This is a genomic window from Bradyrhizobium sp. USDA 4474 (assembly GCF_054057515.1).
In genome coordinates this window covers 3,832,654-3,847,169 of sequence record NZ_JBSRZJ010000002.1, presented here as the reverse complement: position 1 = coordinate 3,847,169, position 14,516 = coordinate 3,832,654, and the positions used below count along the sequence as shown (strand labels likewise).

The window sequence follows — 14,516 nt, the reverse complement described above, 5'->3', positions numbered from 1 at the left end:
GATCGACATGGCGGCAAGAAAAATTGGCGGCAAGAAAAATTGGCGGCAAGAAAAATCGGGCAGCAAGACAAATTGCAGGAACGGAGAGGTGCCTATTGGCGCAGCATGATCAGGGGATCGGCGGTATCGGGAACCCGGCGCCATTGCGCATTGTCGTCAGCCTCGAACTGCCAGACCTCGCCTGATTTCGACATCAGGATGATCTGGCCGCGCTCGAGACGCCATTGCGTCGGGTTGAACTGGGCGATCGCCGCATCGCATTTCGGCTTGAGGAAGACCTGGAAATTGTCCTGATCGGCTTCCGTGTTGGTCAGCGTCAGCCCGCAGATCGGCTGGCCGTTGCCGCGCACCATCGCCCAGTCGCCGATCATCTGGTCCATCGACTTGGCCATCGAGCGCGCGGCAGCGAGGTCCTGCAGGATGTAGACGCCCTCGCCCTGCCGCAGGCCCTCGAAAATGCCGGCCTCGACCTCGGTGAAGTCGATCACGGATTCGCCCGATGCATCCTGCAAGCGGACGATGTCGAGGCCCTTGATGCTCCAGGCGACGATGTCCTTGGTGAAGGGCAGCGCGGTCTTGCAGGCCGGCTCCAGCTCCAACTTGAAGCCCTGCGCCACGGGATCGCCCTTGATCGTGACGACGCAGGTCTTGCTGCGCTCCGTGGTCGAAAGCTCCCACTGCCCGATCATTTCCTTCTTCAGGGCCTTGGCATCCTGCGCATGTGCGATGCAGAGCGAGGCCAAAGGGGCCACGACGGCGAATGCAATGACCCGAAGAACCGACATCAGCGCCCCTTGAACGGCGTTTCGACGACCGGCGTCAACGGCGCCTTGCCGGAGAACCACGACTTGAGGTTGTCGATCACGAGCTGGTCCATCGCATTGCGCGTCACCACAGAGGCCGAGCCGATATGCGGCAGCAGCACGACGTTCTGCATGGTCTTGAGCTCATCAGGCACGTTGGGCTCGGCCGCGAACACGTCGAGGCCGGCGGCGAGGATGGCACCCGATTTCAGCGCCTGGACCAGCGCCTGTTCGTCCACCACCGAGCCGCGCGCGACGTTGACCAGCACGCCGCGCGGGCCGAGCGCCTTCAGCACTTCCGCATTGATCATCTTTTCCGTAGCAGCGCCGCCAGGCACGATCACCATCAACGTGTCGACCGCCTTCGCCATCTCGATCAGATCAGGATAATGCTCGTAGGAGACCTCCTTGGACGGATTGCGGGAATGATAGACCACCGGCACCAGCGAGGCATCGAGCCGGCGCGCGATGGCCTGGCCGATCCGCCCCATGCCGACGATGCCGACCTTGCGGTCGCGCAACGAGCCGACGCTGAGCGGATAGTTCTGGCTCTGCCAGAGGCCCGAGCGCACGTAGCGGTCGGCCTTGATGAATTCGCGCACGGTGGCGATCAGCAGGCCCATCGCGACGTCGGCGACCTCCTCGGTCAGCACGTCAGGCGTGTTGGTGACGATGATGTTGTGCTCGGCAGCGTATTTGGCGTCGATATGGTCGTAGCCGACGCCGAAGCTTGCCACCATCTCGATCTTGGGCAGCTGCGACAGCGAATCCTTGTCGGCGCGGACGGTGTGATAGGTCACCGCGACACCGCGGATCCTGTCGCGGATCGCCGGCGTCAGCCGCTCCAGGTCGCCGCGTGTCTCGGCCTTGTGAACGACGAACTGATCGGAAAACCCGTTCTCGAGGATCGGCCGCACCGGCCCATAGATCAGAAGGTCGATCTTGTCGGACGAAATCGAACCGGTAGACATCAGGCTTCCTTTCCAAGCGCGCTCTCGTGCCAGCGCCGTAAAACGAGGTGGGAAACTAGCGCCAGCACCCCATAGATGACAATCCCGGCCAACGACAACAAAAGCAGCGCTGCGAACATGCGGGGTATGTTCAATCGATAGCCCGACTCGGCGATCCTGTAGGCAAGGCCGGAGCCCGCACCTGCAGTTCCCGCGGCGATCTCGGCCACCACCGCGCCGATCAGCGAGAGCCCGCCGGCAATGCGCAGCCCGCCCAGGATATAGGGCAGCGCCGCCGGCAATTTCAGAAAGCGCAGCGTTTGCGGCGGCGAGGCGCCGTAAAGCCGGAACAGGCCGGCGAGATTGCGGTCGACCGAATTCAACCCGAGCGTGGTGTTCGACAGCACCGGGAAGAAGGCGACGATGAAGGCGCAAACGACAACCGCCGTCTGCTGCTCCAGATAAATCAGGAGTAACGGCGCGATCGCGATGACGGGTGTCACCTGGAGCACGACGGCATAGGGGAACAACGAATATTCGACCCATTTCGACTGGTTGAACAGCAACGCCAGCGCAACGCCGCCGATGCCCGCAGCGATGAAGCCTTCGAGCGTCGTCAACAGCGTGACGGCGAGCGATTGCGACAGCACCGCCCAGTCCTTGATCAAGGTCAGGAAAACGAGCGACGGCGCCGGCAGGACGTAAGGCGGGATATCCCTGATGCGAACCACGAGCTCCCACGCCGCGACGCCGGCGGCGAATACGGCGATCGGAAGTACGAAGCGCATCGCGGCTTGCCCGCCTGATGGCTTTGCGGGAATGGCGGCTTGCGCGTTCATAGCATCGACTGTCCCTGATACGACGGCGCCAGCGCGGCCGAGACTTTCCGGCAATAATCGGAATAGGCCGCCGAGGTGCGAAACTCCTCGCTGCGCGGTTCGACGGTCTCGATGCGGATGTCCGCCTGGATGCGGCCCGGCCGCGCCGTCATGACCACGACGCGCTGCGAGAGATAGACGGATTCGAACACCGAATGGGTGACGAAGATGATGGTCTTGCCAAGGCTGCGCCATAACGCGAGCAGATCATTGTTGAGGCGGAAGCGCGTGATCTCGTCGAGCGCCGCGAACGGCTCATCCATGAGAAGAATGTCTGGATCGGTGACGAGCGCGCGCGCGAGCGACACCCGCATCTTCATGCCGCCGGACAATTCGCGCGGGACGGCGTCGGCGAAATCGGCAAGCCCGACGCTCGCCAGCGCAGCGTCGGCCCGCGCCCGCCCTTCGGGATTCGAGACGCCGCCAAGCCTAAGCGGCAGCCGGACGTTCTCGCGCACGCTGGTCCAGGGCATCAGGGTCGGCTCCTGAAACACGAAGCCGATGCCATGGCCGGGCTGCGGCGGGCCTTCATGGCGCGACATTCGTACCGTGCCCGATGACTGCGCAGTGAGACCCGCAATCAGCCTCAACACCGTCGACTTGCCGCAGCCGGAGGGTCCGAGCAGCGAGATGAACTCGCCCTTGCGCACGGCGAGATCGAGCGGACCGAGCGCCATGACGCCGTTGTCATAGACCTTCGTCACGCCGCGCAGGCTGACGGCGAGCGCCGTCAGGCTCGCCTCGACGCCTGACGAAGGTTTGGGTGACGACATCAACGCTCGCGTTACGGCTTGGCGGGGCGCAGCTCGACCCCGACGCCCTTGTTGACGAAACGCAGGGTGTAGGACTTGCGGAAGTCGAGATCGCCTTTGACGACGCCCGCCTTCACCATCTTGTTGAAGAAGGAGGTGTAGCGGTCGTCGCTCATCGCGCCGATGCCGGCGTTCAGGCTGTCGCCGGAATCGACGATGCCGTATTCCTTCATCTTGGCGACGGAATAAGCGAGCAGATCGTCGGTCATCTCCGGGTTGAGCTTCTTGATCATGGCGTTGCCGGCGGAATTATCGCCGTAGATGTAATTGTACCAGCCGACGATCGAGGCATCGACGAAGCGCTGCACCATATCAGGCTTCTTCTCGACCACGTCGCGGCGGGTCTCGATCAAGGTCGAATAGGTGTTGAAGCCGGCATCGGCGAGCAGGATCACGTTCGGTTTGAAGCCGGCGGCCTTCTCGACCGCAAACGGCTCTGACGTCACATAGCCCTGCATCGCGCTCCTGGGATTGGCGATGAAGGGCTGCGGGTTGAAATTGTAGGGACGGACGTTCTTCTCGCTGAAGCCGTATTCGGACTTCAGCCATTGGAAGTAGCTGCTCATGCCCTCCTTGGAGACGAACAGCGTCAGCGGCTTGAGGTCCTGGATCCTGGTGACCTTCGCGTCCGGCTGCGACAGCAGCACTTGCGGATCCTTCTGGAACATCGCAGCGATCGTCACCACGGGGACGTTGTTGGCGACCGCGTCGAACGACATCAGCGTGTTCGCGGCCATGAAGAAATCGATCTTCCCGGCGATCAGCAGCATCCGGTTGTTCTCGTTCGGTCCGCCCGGAACGATGGAGACGTCGAGCCCGTACTTCTTGTAGGTGCCATCGGCGACCGCCTGGAAGAAACCACCATGCTCGGCCTCGGCGACCCAATTGGTGCCGAAGCTGACCTTGTCCAGGGTCTCGCTGCGCGCCGGCAGGACCGATACGACAGTGGCCAGCAAGCCCGCCGTTAACGCTCGCCGCAGGTGGGAGGGGCTCATGAATGCACTCCGTCGATCGTGTCTGGCCGATGTGAAAGCAACGCGATAGAACCGCAAGGGGACGCTGGCCGGCCGGGCCCGCGTCCCCTGATACCCCAAACTACGTGACAAATCCGGGCAAAGAAACCTCGATGACGCCTTCCCGCGACTGGACGGAGATCCGCTGGGCCGATGCCAGCCGCACGGATATTTCGCGTTGGATCGCGGTGCTGCCGCTGGCGGCAACCGAGCAGCATGGCCCGCATCTGCCTGTTGAGACCGACGTGCTGATTGCCGAGGCCTATCTTGCGCGCGTGCGGGAGGTGCTGCCTGCGACCGCCCCCGTGACATTCCTGCCCGTTGAACCCGTCGGCATCTCCACCGAGCATATCGATTATCCGGGCACGCAAACGCTGCCGACAGAGGTGGCGCTGAAGCGATGGACAGGGATCGGGGAGGAGGTTGCTCGACGCGGCGTGAAAAAGCTCGTCATCATCACCAGCCATGGCGGCAACAGCGCGGCGATGATGCTGGTGGCGCAGGATCTTCGCGCGCATCGAAAACTATTCGTGGTGACGACGTCGTGGTCGCGGCTGTCGGGTGCGGACAAACTGTTCCCGGCAGATGAAGTGCGCCACGGCATTCACGGCGGCGCGGTCGAGACCTCGATCATGCTGTCGCGCTATCCAGACCAGGTGCGCGCCCATGCGATCGCGGATTTTCCCGCGAGCAGCATCGCGATGGAAAAACAATATCGCTGGCTGTCGACGCAGCGGCCTGCGCCGTTTGCCTGGCAGGCGCAGGATCTCAACGCCAGCGGCGCCGTCGGCAATGCGACTCTGGCCGTGGCCGAGAAAGGCGAACAGCTCCTCGACCAGGGCGCGCGCGCGTTTTGCGAGCTGCTTGACGAGGTCGATAACTTCGACGTGACCAGGCTCGCCAAGGGTCCTCTCGGCTAACTCATATCCAGCTGTAATCATTCGACAATTGGCAAAGTCCGGAACCGCCTGAGGCGGCTTCGAACCTGATACGGCAAGGCTCCGTCCAACTGGGCACGCGGACCACAACGGACCGCCTTCAACCCGGATGGAGTTTCAGATGTCGATCAAGACCAGAATTGCCGCACTCGCGCTCGCTGCCCTCGCCGTGACCGGCAGCATCGCCGCCACCACGTCGCAGGCCGAAGCCAAGCCGCTCGGCTGGGGCTGGGGTGTCGGCGCCGGCATCGCCACCGCCGCCATTGTCGGCACCGCGATCGCCGCCAGCAACGAACCCTATTACTACGGCTATCACCGCTGCGGCTGGGTCGCCCAGTACAACGGCTTCGGCCAGTACGTCGGCCGCGTTCGTACTTGCTACTGATCTGAGTATTTGAGGCCGATCTGACGTGGATCCTGCGTCCGACACGGGCGCCTCATCCACCCCGTGTCGCGCCCCGACCCCGCCCGGCTGTCCCCCCGGGCGGGGTCATCCTTTTTCGATGTCCGGGAATTTGTTGCAGTCCCGTCACACAATGATGCGAACCATCCTACGCGACATCGCGCATTAGTTGCTATTGCGAATTATTAGCAATAAGCTTCGCAACAAGCGCAGGGACTTGGCACGATCCTGGGGTGAAATCGCACCGGTGCGAGCTCATCTCGTCAGGTCGCGTAAACGGCCAAGACCCTGATGACAGCATCGCCGCGAATTGGCAGGGATGTCGGGCGGGGCGGTTGGGGCACGGTCGCGACTTGGGGGCGCAGGTTTTGACGTTGAGAGGTCACCGTTACAGGTCTTTGCGGACGGCGGCGGCGATGGCTTCGGGCGTGCTGGCTTTGCCGGCTGCCAGCCTCGCCGCCGACCTGCCGCTGAAGGCGCGCGCCGCGAAAACCGTCTACGACTGGACCGGCTTCTATGTCGGCGGTCATGTCGCCTACGGCGACGCGAGCTTCGGGCCCGGCTCCAATCCCCTGCCCGAGCAGGGTGCGCTGCTGCCTCATAGCGCGACCGGATTCAGCGGCGGCTACCAGCTGGGCTACAACCGGCAACTTTCCAATCGCGTGGTGCTCGGCATCGAGGCGGATGCGACGTTCACAAGCCCGACGGATGGTCCGGCACTGGCGCGTTCACCGGTGCCGTTCAACACCACGATGGACTATGTCGGCACCGTGCGTGGCCGCGCCGGCTATGCCTTCGACCGCTTCATGCCCTACGTCACCGGCGGCGTTGCCTGGGGCCACACGCACATCAACGTCAACGACACCGACGGTGTCACGCCGCTCTTCCCGGTCGGTCACTACCAGGCCGGATGGACTGCGGGCCTCGGTCTCGAATACGCCGTCAGCGGCAACTGGACCGCCAAGGCGGAATACGAATATGTGGACCTCTCGCGCAAAACTTACGACCTCAGCGGCTTCGGTCTCGGCACCGTCAACGTCGATCCGCGCATTCACCTGTTCAAGCTCGGCCTGAACTATCAGTTCGGCGATACGCCGTGGATGCCGACGGCCGGCAAGCCCAAGCTTCCGGAATCCGACGACTGGAACGTCCACGCGCAGACGACCGTGCTGCCGCAAGGCTATGGGCCGATTCATTCGCCCTATGCGAGCCCGCAGAGCCTGCCGGGCGGCGGCCAATTCCAGGAGACCTGGACGACCACGGCCTTCCTTGGCGCGCGGCTCTGGGACGGCGGCGAATTCTATTTCAACCCCGAGCTCGCGCAGGGCTTTGGTCTCAACGGCACGCTCGGCCTCGCCGGCTTCTCCAATGGCGAAGCGCAGAAGGCCGGCGCGGCATTCCCCAAGATCCGCGCGCAGCGCTACTACCTCAAGCAGACCTTCGGGCTCGGCGGCGAGCAGGAAACGGTCGAGGACGGGCCGAACCAGCTTGCCGGCAAGCACGATGTCGACCGCGTCACCTTGATCGTCGGCCGCTTCGCCGTCGGCGATTTCTTCGACGGCAATTCTTATGCGAAAGACCCGCGCGCCGACTTCATGAACTGGGCGATGTGGTCGTCAGGAGCCTACGACTTCCCGGCCGACCTGCCCGGCTATACCCGCGGCGCGGTGGTCGAGCTCAACCGCAAGGATTGGGCCATCCGCGCCGGCCTGTTCCAGGTGCCGTCCGCGCCCAACAGCGACGTGCTGACGTTCAAGACCGGCGGCTCGGTCGTCGAGTTCGAGGAGCGTCATACGATCCTCGAGCAGCCCGGCAAATTGCGCGTCGGCGTCTTCGCCAACAGCGGCAATACCGCCAACTACCGCGAGGTCCTCGATCTGGCGGCAGCGAACCCGGGACTCGATATCAACGCGATTGCCAACGCAGATCAGCGCGACCGGCTCAAATACGGATTCTACGTCAATCTCGAGCAGCAGATCGTCAAGGACGTCGGACTGTTCGCGCGGGCGAGCTGGAACGACGGACAGAACCAGATCCTGTCCTTCACCGACATCGACCGCAGCCTGTCGGGCGGTTTGTCGATCAAGGGCAGAAGCTGGGGACGTGCCGACGACACGATCGGCATCGGCGGTGCCATCAACGGCCTGTCATCCGCACATCGCGACTTCCTCGCGGCGGGCGGCACCGGTCTGTTGATCGGCGACGGCCGGCTCAACTACAGCCCCGAACGCATCCTCGAGGCCTACTACAATTATCAGGTGATCAAGGGCGTGACGATGACCGCCGACTATCAATTGATCACAAACCCGGCCTATAACGCCGATCGCGGGCCGGTCTCGATCTTCTCGGGCCGGCTCCACGCCGAGTTTTAGCCCCAGGATTGTTGCCCAGAGGCGGGCCCATGAAGCCGAGAGATATCCGCACGGCCGCGCTCGGCCGGGCGCTGCGCCCCAATATCTGGGATGTGGTCGCACTCATCCTCGTGATCGGCGCCATGGTACTGATCGTCTATGGCGGCGAACAGACCACCGCGCCGCTGTCCGAGCTTGAGCGCACGCCTGTTTCGCTCGATCCGGCGAACCTGCCGCTCTACGCGCTGCGCACGGTGCTGCGCATGCTGCTTGCGATCGTCTGCTCGACGGTCTTCACCTTCATCTACGCGGCGATCGCGGCCAAGAGCCGGCGCGCGGAGATGGTCATGATCCCGGTGCTGGACATCCTCCAGTCCGTGCCGATCCTGGGCTTCCTGACCTTCACCGTCGTCTTCTTCATGAATCTATTTCCGAGCCAGGTGCTCGGCGCTGAACTAGCCTCGGTGTTCGCGATCTTCACGAGCCAGGCCTGGAACATGACGTTCAGCATGTACCAGTCGATGCGCAACGTACCGAAGGACCTGGAAGAGGCCACGCAGAGCTTTCATCTGTCCGGGTGGCAGCGCTTCTGGCGCCTTGACGTGCCCTTCGCGATGCCGGGACTGATCTGGAATGCGATGATGTCGATGTCGGGCGGCTGGTTCTTCGTCGTCGCATCGGAGGCGATCACCGTCGGCAATACCACCGTGACCCTGCCGGGCGTCGGATCCTATGTCGCGCTCGCGATCCAGCAGCGCGATTTGCCGGCGATCTTCTACGCGATCCTGGCGATGCTGCTCGTCATCATCGCCTATGATCAATTGCTGTTCCGCCCCATCATCGCCTGGGCCGACAAATTCCGCTTTGAGCAGACCGCGTCTGGCGAGCCACCCACCTCCTGGATGCTGGACCTGTTTCGCCGGACCCGCGCTCTGCGTGCGGTGACGCTGCCCTTCTCCGCCATCAATCGCTTCGTTTCGAATTTGCGCATCTCGCTGCCCAGACCGGCGGGATCGACGAAGAGCAAAAGCCAGCCGTCTCGACTGATCGACGGGCTCTGGCTTGCCGTCATCCTCGCCGGCACGGCCTACGCGGCGTGGCTGACCTACCGCTATCTTTCGGCCAGTCTTGGCCTCGGCGACGTGCTCGTCGTGATCCGCGACGGCCTGATAACCCTGCTGCGCGTCGTTGTCCTGATCAGCCTTGCGACCTTGATCTGGGTGCCGATCGGCGTCTGGATCGGCTTGCGTCCGAAACTGGCCGAGCGCATCCAACCATTGGCACAATTTCTCGCCGCGTTTCCCGCCAACCTTGCCTTTCCGGTCTTCGTCGTTGCCATCGTCAGCTTCAAGCTCAACCCGAACGTCTGGCTGAGCCCACTGATGATCCTGGGCACGCAATGGTACATCCTGTTCAACGTCATCGCCGGCGCCAGCGCTTTTCCGAGCGATCTGCGCGAGGCCGCGAGCAGCCTTCATCTCGGCGGCTGGCGCTGGTGGCTGAAGGTGATCCTGCCAGGCATCTTCCCTTATTACGTCACCGGCGCGATCACCGCTTCCGGCGGGTCCTGGAACGCATCGATCGTCGCCGAAGTCGCCAGCTGGGGCGACACGCATCTGAACGCCAGCGGGCTCGGCGCTTATATTGCATCTGCGACTGAAGCGGGCGATTTCCCGCGTGTCGTTCTCGGGATAGCCGCGATGTGCATCCTGGTGACGTTGTTCAATCGTCTGGTCTGGCGACCGCTCTACGCCTTCGGCGAGCGCCGCCTGCGGCTCGGCTGACGAGGAGTTCATCATGCTCGATCACCCCCCTGCGCTCATCGACATCCGCGGTGTCTGCCGGTCTTTTCCGAAGGGCAGCGGCGAGCAGCTGCTGGTTCTGGAGAAGGTCGACCTGACGATCCGCTCCGGCGAGATCGTCGGCCTGCTCGGCCGCTCGGGCTCCGGCAAATCCACGCTGCTGCGGATCATCGCCGGCCTGATCGCTCCGTCCACGGGACAGGCGACCTGCCGGGGCGAGATCATCGCCGGACCGCCGAACGGCGTCGCCATGGTGTTCCAGTCGTTCGCGCTGTTTCCCTGGCTGACGGTGCTGCAAAACGTCGAGCTTGGGCTGGAGGCGCTTGGCGTCGATGCTGCCGAACGGCGCAAGCGCGCGCTGGCGGCGATCGACCTGATCGGCCTCGACGGATTCGAGTCGGCCTTTCCCAAGGAATTGTCGGGCGGCATGCGTCAGCGCGTCGGCTTTGCCCGTGCGCTGGTCGTGCATCCGGATCTGCTCCTGATGGACGAACCATTCTCGGCGCTCGACGTGCTCACCGCCGAAACGCTGCGTACCGACCTGATCGATCTCTGGGTGGAAGGGCGCCTGCCGATCAAATCGATCCTCATGGTGACACACAACATCGAGGAGGCGGTCCTGATGTGCGACCGCATCCTGGTGTTTTCGTCGAACCCGGGACGAGTCGCCGTGGAGATCAAGGTCGAGCTCGCGCATCCGCGTAAGCGGCTTGATCCGCATTTCCGCCAGCTCGTCGACAGCATTTATGCCCGCATGACCCAGCGCGCCGAACCCAAGGCGCCGACAATCGAAGGCATCCCCGGCACCGGCGTCGGCATGGCCCTGCACCATGTATCGTCCAACGTCCTGTCCGGCCTGATCGAGACGTTGGCGGGCGCGCCCTACAACGGACATGCCGACCTGCCGGTGCTGGCGAGCCAGCTTCGGCTCGAGGCCGACGAAATCCTTCATCTCGGCGAGTCGCTGCAATTGCTGCGCTTCGCCCAGCTCAGCGAAGGCGATTTGATGCTCACCGACGCGGGCAAGCGCTTCGCCCATCTCGAGACCGACGCGCGCAAGACGCTGTTCGCCGAGCATCTCGTCACCTATGTGCCGGTGATGGGATTGATCCGTCGCGTGCTCGACGAACGGCCCTCGCATACCGCGCCCGCGGCCCGGTTCCGCAACGAGCTCGAAGACTACATGTCGGAGGATTATGCCGACGAGACGCTGAAGACGGTGGTGTCGTGGGGGCGCTATGCCGAGCTGTTCGCCTATGACGAGCAGTCGGAGACATTCAGCCTCGAAAACCCCGGCGAAAGCTCCTGAGCCCACCTGCGACAATTTCGCCGGAACCGGGCAGGCGCGCTTCGGATTCATATATAACGGGCTTGGTCCGGTCGACCTGATGTCCCCTCTCCCCTGCGCGCAATGTTGTCTGTCGAACTCATCATCGTCGTCGTCCTGATCGTCATCAACGGCCTGCTCTCCATGTCGGAGCTGGCCGTGGTCTCATCGCGCCCGGCGCGGTTGTCGCTGCTCGCGGCCAAGGGCGTGCGCGGTGCCGAGCGCGCACTGACATTGGCTGCGGACCCCGGAAAGTTCCTTTCGACCGTGCAGATCGGGATCACGCTGGTCGGCGTGCTCTCCGGCGCCTTCTCCGGCGCGACGCTCGGACAGCGGCTGACACAATGGCTGCTCGAGCTCGGCCTGTCCCCGGGCATTGCCGATATCGTCGGCGTCGGCATCGTCGTCACCATCATCACCTATGCGACCCTGATCGTCGGCGAACTGGTGCCGAAGCAGGTCGCGCTCCGCGACCCCGAAAGCATCGCGGTCAAGGTCGCGCCGGCGATGCACGTGCTGGCGCGGGTCTCGCTCCCGCTGGTGTTCCTGCTCGACATCTCCGGCAAGCTGATCCTGAAGCTGCTCGGCCGCGGCGGCAAGGCCGAGGAGAAGGTGTCGGAGGACGAGATCCATCATCTCGTCAGCGAGGCCGAGAGCGCGGGCGTGCTCGAGCCCGGCGAGAAGGAGATGATCGCCGGCGTGATGCGGCTTGGCGACCGCCCGGTGGGCGCGGTGATGACGCCGCGCACGGAGGTCGACGAGATCGACCTGAACGACGATCGGGCAGCGATCCAGACGATGATCGCCAAGAGTCCGCATTCGCGCTTCCCCGTTTGCGACGGCGATCGCGACAAGCCGATCGGCGTGCTCCAGGCCAAAGATCTGCTGATTGCCTACATGCGCGAGCGTGCGCCCGATCTGCGAGCGCTCGTGCGCGAGACCCCGATCATCCCGGCGTCGGCGGATGCGCGCGACGTGCTCGCGATCCTGAAGGCGGCGCCCGTGCATATCGGCCTCGTCCATGACGAGTACGGCGCGTTCGAAGGCGTGGTGACGGCAGCGGATATTCTGGAGTCGATCGTCGGCGCCTTCCACTCCGAGGAAGGGCCGCCGGAGCCCGCCTATGTCAGGCGCGCGGACGGCTCGCTGCTCGTCTCCGGCTGGATGCCGGTCGACGAGTTCGGCGACCTGCTCGGCGTCGAGCTGCCGCCCCATCACCGTTACAACACGGTGGCTGGCCTCGTGCTGCAGCAGTTCACCGTGCTGCCCGACGTCGGCGACGCATTCGAGTTCGCCGGCTGGCAAATCGAGGTGGTCGATCTCGACGGCAGGAGGATCGACAAGATTTTGGCGAGCCGGGTGAATGAGCTGGAGACGGGGTAAGCGAGCTCGCGCCGCCTCACCCGAACTTCACGCCGATCCGCTTTTAAGGTGCAGCCGGCTCGCGTCTGGTTGACGTCGGGATCGGGCGGTTTCATGCGGTGGACTATCCTCCCTCAGAGCGCCGGCTGAAACGACGACGCCTGCGCCATCCGCCAGGCGTCGCGGAACCGCGGGTCTTCGGTGCCTTCGAGCAGTTCGCCCGGGCGGAGCGCCGGATAAAGCTGGGCGAAGGACCGCACGTCTGTCGTCGAGGTGCGCTGGGTGAAATGGATCGGGCGTAATTGCTGCGGATGCTCCAGGCCGGCCGCGGCGATCAGCTCGGTCAGCGAATGCAGCGTGGCGTGGTGATAATTGTGCACGCGGTCGATCTTCAGCGGTACGTAGAGCGCGCGCGCCCGCGTCGGATCCTGGGTCGCGACCCCGGTCGGACAACGGTCGGTGTGGCAGCTCAGCGACTGGATACAGCCGAGCGAGAACATGAAGCCGCGCGCCGAATTGCAATAGTCGGCACCGATCGCCATGGCGCGCGCCATGTCGAAGGCGGTCGCGATCTTGCCTGACGCGCCGATCTTGATGCGGTCGCGCGCATTGATGCCGACAAGCGCGTTGTGGACGAAATTGACGCCCTCGCGCATCGGCATGCCCAGATGGTCCATGAATTCCAGCGGCGCCGCTCCGGTGCCGCCTTCATTGCCGTCGACGACGATGAAGTCGGGATAGATCCCGGTCTGAAGCATCGCCTTGCAGATCGCCAGAAACTCCCAGGGATGGCCGATGCAGAGCTTGAAGCCCGCCGGCTTGCCCCCGGAGAGCCTCCGCATCTCGGCAATGAACTCCATCATGCCCGATGGCGTGGAGAAGGCACGATGCGAGGCCGGCGAGATGCAATCCTCGCCCATCGCTACGCCGCGGATCTTGGAGATTTCTTCCGAGACCTTCGCCGCCGGCAGCACGCCGCCATGGCCGGGCTTGGCGCCCTGGCTGATCTTGAGCTCCACCATCTTGATCTGGTCCTGGCTCGCGACGCGCGCGAATGCATCCGGATCGAAGGTGCCGTCGCGATGACGGCAGCCGAAATAGCCGGAGCCGATCTCCCAGATGATGTCGCCCCCCATCTCGGCGTGATAGGGGCTGAAGCCGCCCTCGCCGGTGTCGTGGGCGAAGCCGCCCTTCTTCGCGCCGGCATTCAGCGCTCGTACCGCATTCGGGCTGAGCGCGCCGAAGCTCATCGCCGAGATGTTGAAGACCGATGCCGAATAGGGCTTTGCGCAATCCGGCCCGCCGATCGTGACGCGAAACTTCTCCTCGGCATGCGCCTTCGGCGACACCGAGTGATGCATCCACTCGTACCCCTGGCGATAGACGTCCTCCTGCGTCCCGAACGGACGCTTGTCGAGCTGCATCTTGGCGCGCTGATAGACCACCGCGCGAATGTCGCGCGAGAACGGCATGCCGTCTTTTTCGCTCTCGAAGAAATACTGCCGCATCTCCGGCCGGATTTCTTCCAGCAGGAAGCGGATGTGCGCCGAGATCGGATAGTTGCGCAGAACCGCATGGCCCTTCTGCATGAGGTCGCGGACGCCGAGCAGCGTCAGGGCGCCGAAGATCGCGATCGGGACCAGCAGGATGTCGAAGATCCGGCGGTCCGCGATGGCGATCCCGATCAACAGCGCGGTGACCACCGCGCAGATCGTCAGGATGATGAAGCGAGGCGAGAATGGAAGCAGCAGGGTTTCCATGATCCCCTCTTGCGCCAGCGGCAGGCGCTTGGGTGAGGGGGAGTTGGACGCTTCCTGCGTGTTGTTGTCGGCCACGATTCCCATCCTCTCGCCAGCATGAGGCGATACGATACGCCT

12 protein-coding genes are annotated in these 14,516 nt (G+C 64.0%); 6 read left to right on the top strand and 6 right to left on the bottom strand.

What is annotated here, in order from left to right; genetic code table 11:
- Positions 1-92: 92 nt before the first annotated feature.
- The 5 genes from ACVW16_RS20010 to ACVW16_RS19990 are packed head-to-tail and all read right to left on the bottom strand — an operon-like array spanning position 93 to position 4,438.
- Positions 93-785, bottom strand: a complete 693-nt coding sequence (locus tag ACVW16_RS20010; RefSeq protein ID WP_456700863.1) for an AprI/Inh family metalloprotease inhibitor — start codon at positions 783-785, stop codon at positions 93-95.
- Positions 785-1,774 carry a 2-hydroxyacid dehydrogenase gene (locus ACVW16_RS20005; RefSeq protein ID WP_456700862.1) on the bottom strand — a complete coding sequence of 330 codons (990 nt, stop codon included), beginning with the start codon at positions 1,772-1,774 and terminating at the stop codon, positions 785-787. Before ACVW16_RS20005 ends, ACVW16_RS20010 begins: the two co-directional genes overlap by 1 nt.
- Positions 1,774-2,592 carry an ABC transporter permease gene (locus ACVW16_RS20000; RefSeq protein ID WP_456700861.1) on the bottom strand — a complete coding sequence of 273 codons (819 nt, stop codon included), beginning with the start codon at positions 2,590-2,592 and terminating at the stop codon, positions 1,774-1,776. Before ACVW16_RS20000 ends, ACVW16_RS20005 begins: the two co-directional genes overlap by 1 nt.
- A complete protein-coding gene (locus tag ACVW16_RS19995) occupies positions 2,589-3,404 on the bottom strand; it encodes an ABC transporter ATP-binding protein (protein WP_456700860.1) in 816 nt (271 codons plus the stop codon). Before ACVW16_RS19995 ends, ACVW16_RS20000 begins: the two co-directional genes overlap by 4 nt.
- A gap of 11 nt (positions 3,405-3,415) precedes the next feature.
- Positions 3,416-4,438, bottom strand: coding sequence for an ABC transporter substrate-binding protein (locus ACVW16_RS19990; protein WP_456700859.1), 1,023 nt, complete (start codon positions 4,436-4,438; stop codon positions 3,416-3,418).
- A 131-nt stretch (positions 4,439-4,569) separates the two neighbouring features.
- Here ACVW16_RS19990 and ACVW16_RS19985 point away from each other — a divergent pair, with 131 nt between their 5' ends.
- From ACVW16_RS19985 to ACVW16_RS19960, 6 genes are all read left to right on the top strand, one after another.
- Entirely contained in the window at positions 4,570-5,376 is an 807-nt protein-coding gene (locus ACVW16_RS19985; protein ID WP_456736563.1) for a creatininase family protein, read from the top strand.
- 139 nt (positions 5,377-5,515) lie between these two features.
- Positions 5,516-5,779: a hypothetical protein gene (locus tag ACVW16_RS19980; RefSeq protein WP_456736564.1), complete on the top strand. Its 264-nt coding sequence runs from the start codon at positions 5,516-5,518 to the stop codon at positions 5,777-5,779.
- A 434-nt stretch (positions 5,780-6,213) separates the two neighbouring features.
- On the top strand, positions 6,214-8,169 hold the full coding sequence (locus ACVW16_RS19975; RefSeq protein ID WP_456736565.1) for a carbohydrate porin: 1,956 nt from the start codon (positions 6,214-6,216) through the stop codon (positions 8,167-8,169).
- 29 nt (positions 8,170-8,198) lie between these two features.
- The gene (locus tag ACVW16_RS19970; RefSeq protein ID WP_456736566.1) at positions 8,199-9,932 is read left to right on the top strand and encodes an ABC transporter permease; all 1,734 of its coding nucleotides are present in this window, start codon (positions 8,199-8,201) and stop codon (positions 9,930-9,932) included.
- Between the two features lie 13 nt (positions 9,933-9,945).
- The gene (locus tag ACVW16_RS19965) at positions 9,946-11,259 is read left to right on the top strand and encodes an ABC transporter ATP-binding protein (RefSeq protein WP_456736567.1); all 1,314 of its coding nucleotides are present in this window, start codon (positions 9,946-9,948) and stop codon (positions 11,257-11,259) included.
- A 102-nt stretch (positions 11,260-11,361) separates the two neighbouring features.
- A complete protein-coding gene (locus tag ACVW16_RS19960) occupies positions 11,362-12,660 on the top strand; it encodes a hemolysin family protein (RefSeq protein WP_456802393.1) in 1,299 nt (432 codons plus the stop codon).
- A 113-nt stretch (positions 12,661-12,773) separates the two neighbouring features.
- On the opposite strand, the gene ACVW16_RS19955 is transcribed toward ACVW16_RS19960, so the two are convergent.
- On the bottom strand, positions 12,774-14,483 hold the full coding sequence (locus tag ACVW16_RS19955) for an FMN-binding glutamate synthase family protein (RefSeq protein WP_456736569.1): 1,710 nt from the start codon (positions 14,481-14,483) through the stop codon (positions 12,774-12,776).
- Positions 14,484-14,516: the final 33 nt, after the last annotated feature.